This is a genomic window from Providencia sp. Je.9.19, from assembly GCF_051129765.1.
Lineage (GTDB): Bacteria > Pseudomonadota > Gammaproteobacteria > Enterobacterales > Enterobacteriaceae > Providencia.
Genome location: NZ_JBCPSS010000004.1, coordinates 340678 through 356957, shown reverse-complemented (window position 1 = coordinate 356957; position 16280 = coordinate 340678). Strand labels below are relative to the sequence as shown.

Below are 16280 nucleotides of genomic sequence, written 5' to 3'. Positions count from 1 at the left end.
CTTTGCCAATTTTTAAGTAATATAGAGTTATAACATTTTTCATTATGTTGTATTTAAGTGAGAGAACGGTATGCAATATGATTTAAACGATCTGTATTATTATGTGAAAGTGGTGGAGCATGGTGGCTTTTCTCAAGCGGGACTAGCTCTTGGGATACCAAAATCAAAGCTCAGTCGGCGTATTGCAGACTTAGAGCAAAAACTGAAAGTATCATTGATTTACCGCTCGACTCGTCAATTTCATGTCACTGAAATTGGGCAAGTTTTCTATCAACAATGTAAAAATGTAGTGGATGAAGCGGAAATTGCGCATGAACTTATTTGTTCAGTACAAACACATCCTAAAGGAACAATTAAGTTATCGTGCCCTGTTGCTTTATTGCAAGTTTATCTTAATGATTTACTTATTGATTTTATGGTTAAGTATCCTGATATTAATATTCAAATCTTAGCCGTTAACCGCCCTGTTGATGTGATTAGTGAAGGTCTTGATTTAGCGTTGCGGGTGCGATCATTACCGCTAGATGACTCTGGGTTGATGATGAAAGTATTGGGGTATTCACGCAGAATATTAGTGGCCAGTCCATCGCTCTTTCGTGAACAAGGTGCGCCAAAAGATCCTGAAGCGCTGGTGGATTATCCAATACTTGCTAATACAGAGCATTCGCAAAATTATACACTAACGCTTAAAAATAGTGAGGCATTGAGTTTTACTCAACACTTCACACCAAAACTTGCCACAACCGATGTGTTGACGTTGTACCGAGCAGCGTTAAAAGGGATCGGAATTGCAAGATTGCCTTATGGTGTGGTAGAAAAAGATTTAAATTCGGGGGAGCTGGTTGAGGTATTACCCCTCTGGCATTTCCCTGAAGATATTATTCATGCGGTATACCCATCACGTAAAGGGCTATTGCCATCTGTTCAGCTTTTATTAAGTTATTTAGCAGAAAATATCTCATTAGCCGTGAAATAAAAAATTCCCCGATAGGCAAGCCCATGGGGAATTTTTCGTATAGTAAAATCTAATGAGCGGCTGGAATATGACCAAACTTACCATTATTGAAGTCATTAACGGCTTCAGTGATTTCTTTTTCGCTATTCATGACGAACGGGCCGTAACCGACTACCGGCTCATCAATAGGATCACCACTTAAAAACAGCACTAATGCATCCTCTGTGGCTTCGAGTATGATATTGCTATCGCTGTTATCAAGGATCATTAATTCCCCCTCACTCAAGCTGGCATTGCCATCAACAAACAATGAACCGCGTAGCATGACTAAGCCAACGTGGCGACCTGCTTTGGTCTGTAAGCCAACAGTTTTACCTTTATTCAGTTGTAAATCCCATACATCCATCGCGGTAAAGGTTCGTGCGGCGCCCTTGTTACCTAGATAGTCACCTGCAATAACGCGTAACGTTCCTGCTTCATTCGGTAAGGCAATATTGGGAATATTATTACTTTGCAGTAATTGATATCCCGGCGCTGCTGATTTATCTTTTGCGGGTAAGTTGACCCACAATTGCACCATATCTAAAGTACCGCCATTTTTCATAAAGCTATCAGATTGATACTCTTGGTGTAAAATACCGGATGCTGCTGTCATCCACTGCACATCACCAGGGCCGATAACCCCACCTTTTCCTGTTGAGTCATGGTGAGCAACTTCGCCATCATAAACAATAGTGACGGTTTCAAAACCTCTATGTGGGTGCTCACCAACCCCTCTATTTGGAGCATCTGAGCTTGGAAAATTAAACGGTCCAGCTCTATCCAGTAGGATAAATGGGTTAAGGTATTTCCCATGATTACTATAAGTAAACATTGAACGAACGGGAAAACCATCGCCGACCCAATGGCTACGAGGGGATTTATAGATACCTATGATTTTTTTCATGGTCTTACTCCTAATTCTATTTTGATGAACGAATAATAAGGGAGTAAATGTTTAAGCAGTAGTGGCAAAAATAGGTTTCATTGTTGCAAAGATAGAACAATGTTAGGGCGACATATTGTTCTATAAATAGGATAGTGTTTATCAAAAGCTGGACTACTCAGCCAAAAAAGGATGCATTAATCTAGATTTTAAGAAAATGAGCCATTCAGTGTTCTATTTTCTAACTTAAATAGATTTAATTATTTCATCGGTTGAGAGGTATTATCATGAGTATTCCTGCAAATTTTAATGGTCAGCGCCCTGTTATTAATCCAGATGATGCCGTTATGTTATTAATCGATCATCAAAGTGGTTTATTTCAAACGGTTGGTGATATGCCAATGACTGAATTACGTGCCAGAGCTTCCGTTTTAGCTAAGATGGCATCATTAGCGAAGCTCCCTGTTATTACAACTGCATCTGTTCCTCAAGGTCCTAATGGTCCATTAATCCCAGAGATACACCAAAATGCGCCACATGCACAATATATTGCTCGTCGTGGTGAAATTAACGCATGGGATAACCCTGAATTTGTGGCTGCGGTTAAAGCGACGGGTAAAAAACAACTCATTATAGCGGGAACAATTACTAGCGTTTGTATGGCGTTTCCTGCTATCAGTGCGGTTGCAGATGGTTATCAAGTATTTGTTGTTATTGATGCATCAGGAACTTACAGTAAGATGGCTCAAGAGATTACTTTAGCTCGTGTCGTTCAAGCTGGTGTTGTACCAATGGATACCGCTGCGGTTGCCTCTGAATTACAAAAAACATGGAACCGTGACGATGCAGGTGAATGGGCTGACGCTTACACTAAAATATTTCCTGCTTATCAGTTGCTTATTGAGAGCTATGGCAAAGCGCAAGAAGTTCTCAAAAATAATGAGCTATTAGATTCACAGCGCTAATTAGTTAGTTTAATTAATATATTACAGATATAAAAATGGGGAATGATTTCCCCATTTTTATTGTTTGGTGATGGGCTAATTATAACTGTGGGCGTTTTACAAACCCGATAGCATCATACACTTTATCAAGGGTTTCTTGAGCACGCGCAGCTGCTTTAGTTGCGCCGTCGTCCATAATTTTATTTAACAGGGCTTCATCATTACGGAAGGTGTTATAACGTTCTTGTAATGTGGTTAGCATGCTGACGACGGCATCGGCAACGGCACCTTTTAGATGACCGTACATTTGCCCTTCAAACTCAGCTTCAAGCTCGGCAATCTTTTTACCTGTCACACCAGACAAAATATCCAGTAGATTAGAGACCCCTGCTTTATTTTCGATATCATAGATAACACGAGGTGGCTCTTCAGAGTCAGTCATCGCGCGTTTGATTTTCTTCATTGCGGCTTTTGGGTCTTCTAATAGCTCGATAACGTTGTTACGGTTTTCATCGGACTTAGACATTTTTTTGGTTGGATCTTGAAGAGCCATAACACGAGCACCGCCACCCGTTGGGATGAATGGCTCTGGTACAGTGAAAATGTCACCATAGATAGCATTAAAACGTTGGGCAATATCACGGCTCAATTCAAGATGTTGTTTTTGGTCGATACCAACAGGGACTTGATTGGTTTGATAAATCAGAATATCTGCGGCCATTAATACGGGATAGTCAAATAAACCGGCATTAATATTTTCAGAGTGACTCGCGGATTTATCTTTAAACTGCGTCATACGGCTGAGTTCACCAAAATAGGTATAGCAGTTTAGCGCCCAGCTGAGTTGTGCATGTTGCGGCACGTGAGATTGGACGAAAATTGTACTTTTTTTCGGGTCAATGCCACAAGCAAGATAGAGAGCTAAGGTATCGAGAGTTCTTTTGCGCAAATTGTCAGGGTCTTGACGCACCGTGATTGCGTGCTGGTCTACGATACAGTAAATGCAGTCGTAATCGTCTTGCATTTGTACCCACTGACGTAATGCACCCATATAGTTACCGATGGTTAATTCACCGGAAGGCTGTGCGCCGCTGAATACAATAGGTTTTTGGGATTGCTTTAGTTGTTCAATGGGAGTACTCATCTCTCTTACTATCCTTTTTAATTATTTTATTTCAGCTAAGCCAATCGTAGGCAAAAGGTCTGAAAAGTTTGTTAATACGCAATCAGGCTCACTTAGTGCAATGGATTCACCATAGTTATAGCCATAGGTCAGCCCAACACTTGGGCAGCCAGCACTTTGCGCTGCAATAATATCATTACGGGAATCACCGACAAAAAGCAATTCTTCTTTGTGCAAACCAAATTGTCCCATGACAAGATAAAGTGGGGCAGGGTGTGGCTTGAGCACTTTGACATCATTTCCACCTAGTACCAGTGAGAAATAATGATCTATAGCTAATTCCTTTAATAACGGCGCGATAAACGGCGTCGGTTTATTGGTGACAATAGCCATCGGTAAGTGATTTTGAGCCAGTATGTCGAGAGTTTCTTTCACTTGAGGGAACAATTCGCTACCAGTCGTGACTGAAATCGCATAATACTTAGCAAAGCTTTCACGAGCTGTTTTTTGTAATTCAGCTGAGATAGTAGCGCCTGCCCATGTGAGGGCTCTATCGACTAAAACATCGCCACCATTGCCAACCCAAATAGAAACACGTTCTTTACCCGCAGGTGAAAATCCATGTTCTTCAAGCATTTTGTCGATGGCTTCAGTTAAGCCACCGGCGCTGTCAACAAGGGTTCCATCTAAATCAAAAGCGATAGCTTTAATATTTTCTAAAACAACTTGTGTCATTACGAGACCTTTTCTAATTCTTTGCGCATGGCATCGATGACAGTTTTGTAGTCAGGTTGATCAAAGATAGCTGAACCTGCAACGAATGTATCTGCACCCGCGGCTGCAATTTCTGCGATATTATTGACCTTGACTCCGCCATCAACTTCGAGACGAATATCATAACCACTTTCGTCAATTAGTTTACGAACTTGGCGCAATTTATTCAGTGTTTGTGGAATAAAGGATTGACCGCCGAAACCAGGGTTAACTGACATCAGTAAGATCATATCGACTTTATCCATCACATATTCAAGATAGCTTAACGGCGTCGCTGGGTTAAAAACTAGTCCGGCGGTACAACCATGTTCTCTAATCAACTGAAGCGATCTATCGATGTGTTCACTGGCTTCTGGGTGAAAGCTGATATGGTTTGCACCTGCTTTAGCGAAATCAGGAATGATCCTGTCGACAGGTTTAACCATTAAGTGAATATCAATGGGGGCTGTGATGCCATAGTCACGCAGTGCTTTACAGATAGGTGCACCAAAAGTCAGATTTGGGACATAGTGGTTATCCATAACGTCAAAATGAACAATATCTGCGCCGGCAGCGAGGACTTTTGCAGTATCTTCGCCTAAACGAGCAAAGTCAGCAGATAAAATAGATGGGGCAATGAGAAAATCTTTCATTATTGTCTCCGATTATTAATCGTTATCTGTGAGCCATTGTGTGCTAAGAGCAAGGTCTTGGGTCGGTAGAACGTCAGTTTTACTAGGAGAAAGAGTATTTAGTTCTCCCGCATAGAGTGCCAATATTTCATTGACCTTAGCGCGATTTAATATGTTTCTACTAATGGTTCGGCGTACTTTTACAATGTGTAACTGTGCTTGATGATACCACTCTCGCGTAAGCGGGGTATCGTGATTTGAGATAAGAACTGGAATTTTGCTTTCAGATGATAATTTTCTAGCTAAAAAGGCCAAATTTTGTTGGTCTTGAGTATTAAACGAATTGGTATGATAAGCCGTAAAATTGGCAGTCTCTGACAGCGGTGCATACGGAGGATCACAGTAAATGACTGAGCCTTCTTTTGCATTGAGCAGTGTTTCATTATAGTGCTGAGTAACCATAATGGCGTTTTGCGATTTTTCAGCAAACCACAGCAACTCATCTTTTGGAAAATAAGGTTTTTTATAACGGCCAAAAGGAACGTTAAATTCGCCACGTGAATTATAACGACATAATCCATTATAACAGTGACGATTTAAGTACAGAAAAAGGATACTGCGTTTTTCTGTGTCGGTCGATTTATTAAATGCTTCACGCATCAAGTAATACTGTTCTGAAGTGTTGAATTCAGGTGTAAAAATCCGTTGTGCTTCATCAATAAAGAAATCAGTACGATATTTTACCGTATTATAGAGGTTGATGAGGTCACTGTTGATATCTGCCAGTACGTAAGAATCATAGCTGGTGTTTAAAAACACTGAACCTGCACCGACAAAGGGCTCGATTAAACAATCACCTTGTGGAAGATGTCTTTTAATATCTTCCACAAGAGGGTACTTACCCCCAGCCCATTTTAAAAAAGCACGTTTTTTCTTCATGTCGTCTTATAATTACAATCGTTTAGAGTAACTACACACATACTCTGTCAGGACAACACAATGCGCCCGGGGGAAAACGTTGTTATTTTTGATCCTGTTTAACTTGTTTCATATTTCTGACCCACGGTTTCTTCGCTTGAATTGCGGCTGGTAAGGTTGCAATTGCATTTTTAGCATCACTCACGGAGCTATAATTACCATAAATTAGGACATACCAAGTTTGTCCATTACGAATGGTTTTATACACTTTATAGTTAGCTAGTTTGTTGTCTTTTGCGAAGGCTTCGAGCGTATCAGAACGGCTTGCACTACTTAATTGTAGTGTATAGCTTCCGGCAGGAGCCGCCATTAAGTTTCCACTTTGGGTATTACTTGCCGTTGTTGACTTAGCGGGTGGCTTTGTTTGAGCTTGTGGCTTAGTTTCAACGGTTTTCGGTGGTGTTCTTTCTGGTGTAACCGGTTTTGTCACCGGCTGTTGCTCTACAGGTTTAACCTGTGGTGGCGTTAGTGGCGTGACATTTTGTGGTTGTGTAGTTGCTGTACCTTGGGTCGGAGTTTGACCTTGGTTAAGGGCATCAACAACATCACCTGGAATTTCAATTCGCTCACCAAGGCCTGTTTGTTGTGGCTGTAGCTCACCTTGTGTTGGCGCTGGGCTAACTTGTGGTCCGTTTATTTCTTGAGCTTGGCCTGGTTGAGTCTGGCTTTGAGAGTTAGTCAAAGAAGATGAGCCAGATAAATCAATATTACGTTCATTTGCACTATCAGTTTGCAATTTTTCGTGCTCAGTCGGTGCTTTTAAGGCTGAGCTAATGGCAATAATTAAGAGTAATAGCACAAGTACACCGACACCAATCATAATGTGTTGGCGAGATAGCGCTATTTTAGGCTTTGTAGGTGTAGATTGGCGTGAGCGCCCTGTTGGTCTATCTGATGAATCAGGTCTTAGATCATTTTGACCCTGATTATCTGGTTTAAATTCGTCCATTTTCCTCTCCCGAATAAAGTTCGCCTGTCGTAGAGATAAAATGCTTTTTATCATTACAACCTGTTAACGATTAAGCAGTGTATTTCTGCTTACTTTCAAAGTAATAGATTCTTTCGCAATATCATTGCTACTTCAATGAGATTACATCTATATATTTAAGAGTATCGTTTATAGGCGCTAGGCATACCGTATAATTTAACGACTTTAGCATACATCTACCAGTAACATTTTAAAACGCCTGTAAATATTCAAGGTTTTATTTGTTCTGAATGGAATACTATCTATTTTAGCGTTTTTTTAAGGCATGCAGGAAGATATCGCTGTGATAACAGTTTGAGCATCAATATCTGAACGCATCTCTGAATGGCCGATAGTAGTTGGTAAGATTAAATGAAGTTTTCCACCCATGACTTTTTTATCTCTCATCATATGAGGTAAGTAGTCATCAGGCTTCATTTGGGAAGGACCTGTTACAGGAAGTTGAGCTCGCTCTAAAAGCGTAATGACTCTTTGTGTTTGTTCCGAGGTGAAATTACCGATAAGTTCAGCAGTTTTGGCTGCCATTACCATCCCTGCGGCTACGGCTTCACCGTGTAACCACACGCCATATCCCATGTGAGCTTCAATTGCATGTCCAAAGGTATGACCAAGGTTGAGTAAGGCTCTTAATCCGTTAGTTTCTTTTTCATCGGCAGCGACAACTTGAGCTTTAAGCTCGCAGCAGCGACGAATGCAGTAAGCCATGGCTTTGTCATCTAGCACCATAAGCGCATCGATATTGTCTTCTAGCCAGTTAAAAAAATCGCCATCAAGAATGATGCCATATTTGATAACTTCGGCGAGCCCGGAAGATAATTCTCTTTTAGGTAACGTTTTTAAACAATCCAAGTCAATAATAACCGATGCAGGTTGATAAAATGCACCAATCATATTTTTGCCTAGGGGATGATTAACGGCGGTTTTACCACCAACAGAAGAGTCTACTTGGGATAATAAAGTGGTTGGAACTTGAATAAAGCGCACACCGCGTTGATAACTCGCCGCTGCAAAGCCCGTCAAGTCCCCGATAACCCCCCCACCAAGAGCGATGAGGGTAGTGTCACGGTTGTGGTGGTTTTCAAGTAATGCGGTAAAAACATCATTCATAATAAATAAAGATTTGTACTGTTCACCATCTGGTAGTACAACGGATTCTACCTTAACGCCTGAAGATTTAAGTACTTGTTTTATTTTATCTAAATAGATAGGTGCAAGTGTTTCGTTAGTCACTATCATTGCTCGCTGACCCGCAGTTAACGGCCAAAATGCATCTGTTTGATTGTACAAACCAGGTGCAATGGTGATTGGATAACTGCGTTCATCCAGAGTAACAGTGACTTTTTCCATCTTGCTTTTACCTTGAATTAATTACTTATGAAATGAACATAATGGTTAGTTAGTTTTTTTCTAACAGTTCAATGATTTGGCTCGCGACAACTTTTGCACTTTGTTCATCAGTATGAATTGTTATATCAGCAATTTCTTCATACATCGGATTGCGTTCAGATGCGAGTTTCTCAAGTACTTCACGTGCAGGCTCATCCACTTGTAAAAGAGGGCGTTTCTTATCACGTTGTGTTCTCGAAAGTTGCTTTTCAATGTTGGTTTCAAGGTAGACAACGACACCACGAGCAGATAAGCGATTGCGAGTTTCTTTTGATTTAACAGAACCACCGCCTGTCGCTAATACAATGCCCTGTTTTTCAGTGAGCTCGTTGATGATCTTTTCTTCGCGATCGCGAAAGCCTTCCTCACCTTCTAGGTCGAATACCCAACCTACATCTGCGCCAGTACGTTTTTCTATCTCATGATCAGAATCGAAAAACTCCATATTAAGCTGTTGAGCCAACTGACGACCAATAGTGCTTTTGCCAGCACCCATCGGTCCAACCAGAAAGATATTGCGTTTCTCTGCCATGTTTTTTGGTATTACTACGATTATTCGTTAATGATCACCCGCCCCGCCAATTGGATCAGCGGCGGGACCTAAACTGAAACCTCATAAGTGATGATGTGAGATCAGATAAGAAAATTATCTCAATACATCCACCTAAATTGCAACTACATAAAGAGGCACTAAGTGAACAAAGTGCCTCAATTTTAGTTACTAGTTTCTATATTCGAACCGTCTACTTTGCCTAACACTTTGTTTAATATAAATTTTAACAGGTTTTTCATCGCATTCAGTACGTGATATTACTGTTAATTCTAGATCAAATTTATTGTGGCTGTTTTATAAGCGGCTGATAGTTTGTTCTTTAATCTACCGATAGTTAGAACACTCAATGGATAACCTTGTATGCTAAAACGGCGTCAGCGTCAAATTTATCCGGTATGTTTATGTCATAAAAAATAATATTTTCTTCAATATTTTGCTTTTTATTCGTTCAACCAATTGAAATGTAGTGTTTAATTTTTCATTTCTAAATATTGACTAGTTTTGGGGTAATAAAAACAACTAAAACTCTTCTATCAATGTGCTCCGCACTATTTGCAAATAAAGCGCCTAAAAATGGAATCCGAGAAATAAAGGGTAAGCCTGTTTCTGTTTTTTCTTGTTTTTGTTGGAAAATTCCCCCAAGTATTAGGGTTTCATTATTTTTAATTGTTACCGAGGTCGAAATTTCTTGTTTGTTTATTGCTAAATGATGATTTTGGCTGGTGGTTAATGCGGTATCTGGTGAGTTATGGCTGATTTTGAGTATCAATTCGACTTTTTCATCTCGAAAAATAGTGGGCGTTACATCCATACCTAGCACTGCATCTTTGAATTGAACATGTGTTTTTTTATCGCTACTAATAACATATGGAATTTCAGTTCCTTGCTGGATATTAGCGGGCTGTTTGTGAGAGGCCATCAAGCGAGGGCTGGCAATAATAGAGAGTAAATTTTCTTTTTCTAATGCATTGAGCTTCAGTTCGAGCAGCCCATCTCCCAGTTTCAATAAGTTGAATGAAAATTGTCCAGGCGCTACATTATAGCGATTAAATCGGCTGTGATGACTATTGGTTGAGTTACCTGCTAGCATTCCCCACTCTAAGCCTAATTCTTGTAGTGCGGTTCTACTGCTGCTAATAATGTGAGCTGTAATTTGCACTTGATGTTTAGGCACATCTTTTTGTTTAAGCCACTCCTCGATAATCATCATTCGTGTTTTATTATCTTTTATAATCAAGCTATTGGTCGTTATATCATGACTGACGATAGCATCATTTGATAATAAAGATATCTCAGGTTGAATAAGTTGTTGATAAACTTCTTGTACATCTATCGAGACGAGTTTGAATATTTTCTCTACGATGATGATATCCGGTTTATTTGCTGTTTTAAGGGGTAACGCTAAAACGGGTATTTCATCCATTTCTGAATCTATTTCTAACACTGGAACAAACGGATCTCGCATTTCTTGCGCATTCGCCAAAAAAATAAATAAAAAACAAAATATAACGGTATGAATTGCTTTATTTTTCATGATTACTCTATTTCCTTGATGGATGAATCTTCCTTGATGTGTAAATCATCATTGATAAACACGGTATTTTTAGTTGATGAAATTGAAATAGCTGCGGTTAAATGGCCATTCTTATCTTTTAGATTTATTTCAAAAAACAACCAAGCGTTTGCTGATGGCTCTAAAATCATGGCTTGAATAAAATGATAGATATGAATAAAAGAGCCTTGAATTTCGAGCTGGAAAGCAAGGCTATCAGTATCTGTGGCTTGTCGAGGTTGTAACTTATTTAGTGTCACCTTTGAATTAGCAATAAGGGACTGTAAGCGAGCGATAAACGTTTGTGGTTTTATTTCAAATTCAGAGAGTTGTCTTAATTCACTAATCTGTTGTTCTAGTTGAGAAGAGGTTGCTGATTGGTCAATAAATTGCATCTCTTGCTGGGTATTCGTAACAAGTTCAGTATTATCCTGCCGAAGTGAGATAATTTGTTTTTCCTTATCACTCCAATATTGAAAATAATATCCTGTAAGAAATAGGACAATAAGTAGGCTCACTGGCAATATTTGCTGCCAGAAAGGACGGTACCAAAAAACATGAGAAGTTTTATTCATAGGCTTCTCTTCGATGTGTTGCACTGAGATGTAAATAATTTAAATTTTTTACCCGAATAAGCTTTTTGAGTTGAATATTATTGAGTAAGTGGCTGCGTTCTAGTTGATCTGGAAATCGACTAATATCTTGGAAATGATAACTTTTGGCTGTTATTTCAAGATGATTGTTGAGTAATTTGACTGAATTTAACCAGCTTTTTGGCGGTGTCATTAAGGGTAATGTTTGGAGTAGAGCAAGTAGGTCATGGTTACTTTGACTGTATTTATTTAGCCTATTTTTTTGTGTGGTGAGCTTATCTATCTGTTTTTGCTTGCCTAATAGTTGTGATTTTAGCTGTTGAATTTGTTGTAATTGTGCTTGTTGATGAAATTGTATCGTTTTTAAGTGTGTGACAACTCTATTTTGGTGGTGAGTTAAATAACAACATAAAATCAGCGCTAATAGACTGAATATGATTGTAATTATGATTAAATTACGTTTCTTATTTTTAATGTTTTCATGTCGCCATGGTAGAAAATTAACCTGATACATATTAGATATCTCCATGACGTAAGGCTAAACCTGCGGCAATAACAAAGTCACCAAGTAAGTGGGGGAGTTTAATAGGATATTGCTGAAAAGCTTGCCGTAAATCCCATTGATTTTGCGCATCTGATTGAGGGTGATCGCTAATGTAATAAATGGGAAGCGTGGGTATGCTTTCTTCGTTACCAAGTAAAGGAATTAACTGAGATAGGGTAGTAATTTCGTTATCTTGGATGTGATTATAATTTGCCGGTTGGCTAAGAGGCCCAGACCATAACCATTCCCCTTGGCGATAATGCACTAGCCAACATTCATCTGGTAGGTTTGCATATTTTGCGACATACCGTAAAGCAATAGGGGCAACATCTATGGCACTTAGGTTGAAGCCGCTTTCTGCTAATAGCTGCTGCCAAAAAGTTACGTCAGACTTACGGGCACCATTGAGATATACATTAGATTCAATGACGCGATAATCTAAAATGAGCTCTTCTGCATGCATGGGAAACAGTTTTTCTGCTCGTGTTTGTAAATACCATTCTAGTTCGGGTTGCTGTAAATTCATTTGAGTGGAAAGCGAGAATTGTTGTTTTAATGTACGTAAAGACGGTAATGCTATAGAAACTGTGCAGTTTTTCGGTAATTTCTGACGCCATTTTTTTAATATTTCGAGTAAAATAATATGTTGTTCGTGTTCAGGTTTTTCATCTAAATTAGTCGAGATATGATGCTGCCAGCATTCACACAGAGACCAGTGTTTGCGGCGTTGCTTTGCAGCAACTAGCTGAATTTTATTTCGATATAGGTCGATCCCAATGCGCCATTTTGGTGTGTACATAGATAATTTCCTTATCATCAACAAATAAATTACATTTTCTATTGCGTTGTATAAGCTTTATACTGTAAATCAGCTGTATCTAAACCCTCCTGTCAGTCGAGCATGGGAATTCTCTGGTGAAGTTCGTAAAATATTTTTTTATTTTTGTTTTCTGTTGCATTTTTTTGGGAAGCGCTTCGATTTATGGCATGTATAAATATGTCGAAGGTGAGCTACCTGATGTTGCAACAATGAAAGACATCCGCTTGCAAATTCCAATGCAAGTATTCAGTGCTGATAATGAACTGATTGCACAATATGGTGAAAAACGCCGTATTCCTTTGCCGCTGAGTGAAATTCCACCACTCATGGTGAAAGCCTTCATAGCAACAGAAGATAGCCGTTTCTATGAGCATCATGGTATTGATCCTATTGGTATTTTTCGCGCAGTAACTGTGATGGCGTCATCCGGGCATGCTTCTCAAGGTGCGAGCACCATTACGCAACAGTTAGCGAGAAATTTCTATTTAAGCCCTGAAAAAACGTTAATGCGTAAGGCCAAAGAGGCTTTTCTTGCAATCCGTATCGAACAATTGTTTACCAAAGATGAAATCATGGAGCTTTACTTAAATAAAATCTATTTAGGTAATCGCGCTTATGGTGTTGGTGCAGCTGCTTATGTTTACTTTGGAAAAACAGCCGATGAGTTAACGCTCAGTGAAATAGCAATGATCGCCGGACTACCAAAGGCACCTTCAACATTTAATCCACTTTACTCTTATGAACGTGCGGTTAATCGACGTAATGTTGTACTGTTACGGATGTTAGAAGAGAAATATATTTCTCAAGATCAGTATGAAAAAGCGAGAAGTGAGAAAATTGAGGCATCTTATCATGCCCCAAAGGTTGATTTTTCAGCACCTTACTTGGCCGAAATGGCTCGTCAAACACTGTATGACCAATATGGTGAAGATGCGTATACCGATGGGTATAAAGTCTATACCACGGTTATTCGTAAAGATCAGCTAGCAGCAACCGACGCGGTACGTGCCAATTTAATCGATTACGATATTCGACATGGTTATCGTGGTCCTAGCGAAGTGTTGTGGAAACCAACAGAAGCGGCGTGGCCAACAGATAAAATTGTAGAAACACTTAAAAAATCGCCAGTTTATGGTCCTTTATTGCCTGCGGCGGTGCTATCGGCAACAGAAGGAACTGCAAATGTATTACTGGCTGATGGCTCTGAAATTCAGCTGACAATGCCTGGCGTTCGTTGGGCGCGTAAATTTATTTCAGATACGCAGCAAGGTGCAACTCCTCGAAGTGTTAATTCAGTAGTACAAGCGGGTGAAAAAATTTGGGTACGCCAAGTTAAAGATACTTGGTGGCTAGGGCAGGTTCCTGATGTCAATGGGGCTTTTGTCGCGTTAAATCCCAATAATGGTGCGATTATTGCTTTAGTGGGTGGTTTTGATTTCAATATGAGCGAATTTAACCGGGTGACACAATCACTGCGTCAGGTCGGCTCGAATATCAAACCGTTCCTATACACCGCTGCAATGGATAAAGGCCTTACGCTGTCGTCATTGCTCAATGACGTACCTATCAGCCGCTGGGATGCGGGAGCAGGCTCAGATTGGCGTCCTAAAAACTCGCCTCCACGATACGATGGTCCAATTCGTTTAAGACAAGGTTTAGGTCAATCTAAAAACGTCGTCATGGTACGTGCTATGAGGGCTATGGGTGTCGATTATGCAGCCGATTACTTAACCCGTTTTGGATTCCCTGCTGAAAATATTAACCGTACTGAGGCATTGGCATTAGGTGCTCCATCATTTACCCCAATGCAAATGGTGCGTGGTTATGCCGTTATGGTGAACGGCGGATACCTTGTTGATCCGTTTTATATTTTAAAAATTGAAAATCATAATGATGAAGTGATTTTTGAAGCAAAACCTAAGATTGCTTGCCCTGATTGTACGAATATTCCTGTAATTTATGGTGATACTGAGCGCAGTATTACGTTAAAAGGTGTTGATGATGAATCAACTGAGGAAGTGACTCAATCAGGCAGTGGTGTTGCTGCGCAGGAACCGACAATGGAACTTACTACAGCGGCAGAGCAAGGTGCTAGTTCTCAAGATATATATGCGCCTCATGTGATAGGTACCCCACTCGCATTTTTGATTAGAGACGCGATGGTGACTAATATCTACGGTGAGCCGGGCTGGTCGGGTACAGGTTGGCGAGCTGCAAGGGATCTTGGTGGTCGACGAGATATTGGCGGTAAAACGGGAACAACTAATAGCTCGAAAGATGCTTGGTTCTCCGGTTATGGCCCTGATGTTGTCGCTTCTGCTTGGATAGGTTTCGATGATAATAAGCGAACATTAGGCCGAACAGCTGCAAGTGGTGGTGAAGCGGGTGCTAAGAGTGCTCAACCTATGTGGGATGATTTCATGAAATCCATCTTAGAGGGTGTTCCTGTTAAAATCATGCAACCACCAAAAGGGGTTATTTCAGTGTCTATTGATAATAGGACCGGTAAATTAGGTTCTTCTCGTAAAGAGTATTTCATTGAAGGGACTGAACCAAAAGAACATGCAGTACAAGAGGTAGGAACAACCATTTCAACGGAAGGTGGGGCAAGCCAAGAGCTGTTTTAAACCTGACACTGCATAGATTTAAATTTACACCCCATTGTTGCATTTAAAGGTATGGGGTGTTTTTTATCAGGTTGTGTTATTTGATATTATTTAAATAACGCTCAACATAGAACAGAGCGCTAATATTTCTGGCTTCATTAAAGTCAGGGTGATCGAGTAATTCCATCATGCGTGCAATTGGCCATTTAACTTGTTGTAGCGGCTCGGGCTCATCGCCTTCGAGTTTTTCTACGTAGAGGTTCTGGGCAATTAAAATATTCATTTTGCTTGAAAAATAAGACGGTGACATGGTGAGGTTAGCCAGTTGAATGATGTTATGCGCACCATAACCGATTTCTTCCTTGAGTTCTCTTTGTGCCGCTTCAAGTGCGACTTCACCTGGGTCTATTGCACCTTTAGGGAAACCTAATTCATAGCTTTCAATACCGACTGCGTATTCGCGGATCAGGATTAAATGCTCATCGATAATTGGCACAATCAGAACTGCCTCACGTTTAGCTGGGCGCATTCTTTCGTAGACACGTTTCTCACCATTGCTAAATTCGAGGTCAACTGATTGGATGCTAAATAATTTTGATTTAGCAATATCTTGAACATTTAAGATTTTTGGTTTTTTAAACTCTGTCATAATGATTTCCGAGCAGGATGAGTGAATATCTCTGCGTAAAAGCCAATTTAATTTATAAAGGCGATACTTTTACATCGCTATCAACTATGACCTAAATCAAAAAAAAATGATAGAGATTATCGGGTGGATGAAATGCTGCTAGTATATCTCTCGCCGAAGAACAGCACAGATTGATAAATAATAATATTTATTTACAACATATTGTAAATTAACATAAAAAATAGAAATAGAATAGGAATTGACTTATATAGAGATTGCATAGTGATTGCTATGCTTTTC

16 protein-coding genes are annotated in these 16280 nt (G+C 39.9%); 3 read left to right on the top strand and 13 right to left on the bottom strand.

Annotation, left to right across the window (positions count from 1 at the left end):
* The first annotated feature begins 70 nt into the window (after positions 1-70).
* Positions 71-976, top strand: coding sequence for a LysR substrate-binding domain-containing protein (locus AAZR93_RS16290; RefSeq protein WP_294110328.1), 906 nt, complete (start codon positions 71-73; stop codon positions 974-976).
* Between the two features lie 49 nt (positions 977-1025).
* Here the strand turns inward: AAZR93_RS16290 and AAZR93_RS16285 are convergent, their stop codons facing one another.
* Positions 1026-1901, bottom strand: coding sequence for a pirin family protein (locus AAZR93_RS16285; protein ID WP_434720419.1), 876 nt, complete (start codon positions 1899-1901; stop codon positions 1026-1028).
* A 266-nt stretch (positions 1902-2167) separates the two neighbouring features.
* On the opposite strand from AAZR93_RS16285, the gene AAZR93_RS16280 reads away from it, so the two are divergent.
* Complete coding sequence (locus AAZR93_RS16280) at positions 2168-2845, top strand: hydrolase (RefSeq protein WP_294110324.1); 678 nt, start codon at positions 2168-2170, stop codon at positions 2843-2845.
* 79 nt (positions 2846-2924) lie between these two features.
* Here AAZR93_RS16280 and trpS read toward each other — a convergent pair whose 3' ends face one another.
* From trpS to pilM, 11 genes are all read right to left on the bottom strand, one after another.
* Entirely contained in the window at positions 2925-3968 is a 1044-nt protein-coding gene (gene trpS, locus AAZR93_RS16275) for a tryptophan--tRNA ligase (protein WP_294110322.1), read from the bottom strand.
* A gap of 21 nt (positions 3969-3989) precedes the next feature.
* Positions 3990-4682, bottom strand: coding sequence for a phosphoglycolate phosphatase (locus AAZR93_RS16270; RefSeq protein WP_294110320.1), 693 nt, complete (start codon positions 4680-4682; stop codon positions 3990-3992).
* The gene (gene rpe / locus AAZR93_RS16265) at positions 4682-5353 is read right to left on the bottom strand and encodes a ribulose-phosphate 3-epimerase (protein ID WP_294110317.1); all 672 of its coding nucleotides are present in this window, start codon (positions 5351-5353) and stop codon (positions 4682-4684) included. The genes AAZR93_RS16270 and rpe overlap by 1 nt, the downstream gene beginning before the upstream one ends.
* A gap of 15 nt (positions 5354-5368) precedes the next feature.
* On the bottom strand, positions 5369-6271 hold the full coding sequence (gene dam / locus AAZR93_RS16260) for an adenine-specific DNA-methyltransferase (protein WP_434720418.1): 903 nt from the start codon (positions 6269-6271) through the stop codon (positions 5369-5371).
* Positions 6272-6353: 82 nt separating this feature from the next.
* Positions 6354-7259: an SPOR domain-containing protein gene (locus tag AAZR93_RS16255; RefSeq protein WP_294110314.1), complete on the bottom strand. Its 906-nt coding sequence runs from the start codon at positions 7257-7259 to the stop codon at positions 6354-6356.
* Between the two features lie 297 nt (positions 7260-7556).
* On the bottom strand, positions 7557-8645 hold the full coding sequence (aroB, locus tag AAZR93_RS16250) for a 3-dehydroquinate synthase (protein WP_434720417.1): 1089 nt from the start codon (positions 8643-8645) through the stop codon (positions 7557-7559).
* A 49-nt stretch (positions 8646-8694) separates the two neighbouring features.
* Entirely contained in the window at positions 8695-9216 is a 522-nt protein-coding gene (gene aroK / locus AAZR93_RS16245) for a shikimate kinase AroK (RefSeq protein ID WP_068438981.1), read from the bottom strand.
* Positions 9217-9721: 505 nt separating this feature from the next.
* Entirely contained in the window at positions 9722-10771 is a 1050-nt protein-coding gene (locus AAZR93_RS16240) for a transporter (protein WP_434720416.1), read from the bottom strand.
* A 2-nt stretch (positions 10772-10773) separates the two neighbouring features.
* Positions 10774-11364: a hypothetical protein gene (locus AAZR93_RS16235; RefSeq protein ID WP_434720415.1), complete on the bottom strand. Its 591-nt coding sequence runs from the start codon at positions 11362-11364 to the stop codon at positions 10774-10776.
* Positions 11357-11896, bottom strand: a complete 540-nt coding sequence (locus AAZR93_RS16230) for a PilN domain-containing protein (RefSeq protein ID WP_434720414.1) — start codon at positions 11894-11896, stop codon at positions 11357-11359. The genes AAZR93_RS16235 and AAZR93_RS16230 overlap by 8 nt, the downstream gene beginning before the upstream one ends.
* A gap of 1 nt (position 11897) precedes the next feature.
* Positions 11898-12725 carry a pilus assembly protein PilM gene (gene pilM, locus AAZR93_RS16225; protein WP_434720413.1) on the bottom strand — a complete coding sequence of 276 codons (828 nt, stop codon included), beginning with the start codon at positions 12723-12725 and terminating at the stop codon, positions 11898-11900.
* Positions 12726-12841: 116 nt separating this feature from the next.
* Here pilM and mrcA point away from each other — a divergent pair, with 116 nt between their 5' ends.
* Entirely contained in the window at positions 12842-15373 is a 2532-nt protein-coding gene (gene mrcA, locus AAZR93_RS16220) for a peptidoglycan glycosyltransferase/peptidoglycan DD-transpeptidase MrcA (RefSeq protein ID WP_434720412.1), read from the top strand.
* Between the two features lie 76 nt (positions 15374-15449).
* On the opposite strand, the gene nudE is transcribed toward mrcA, so the two are convergent.
* Positions 15450-16001: an ADP compounds hydrolase NudE gene (gene nudE, locus AAZR93_RS16215; RefSeq protein ID WP_294110297.1), complete on the bottom strand. Its 552-nt coding sequence runs from the start codon at positions 15999-16001 to the stop codon at positions 15450-15452.
* Between the last annotated feature and the right edge of the window lie 279 nt (positions 16002-16280).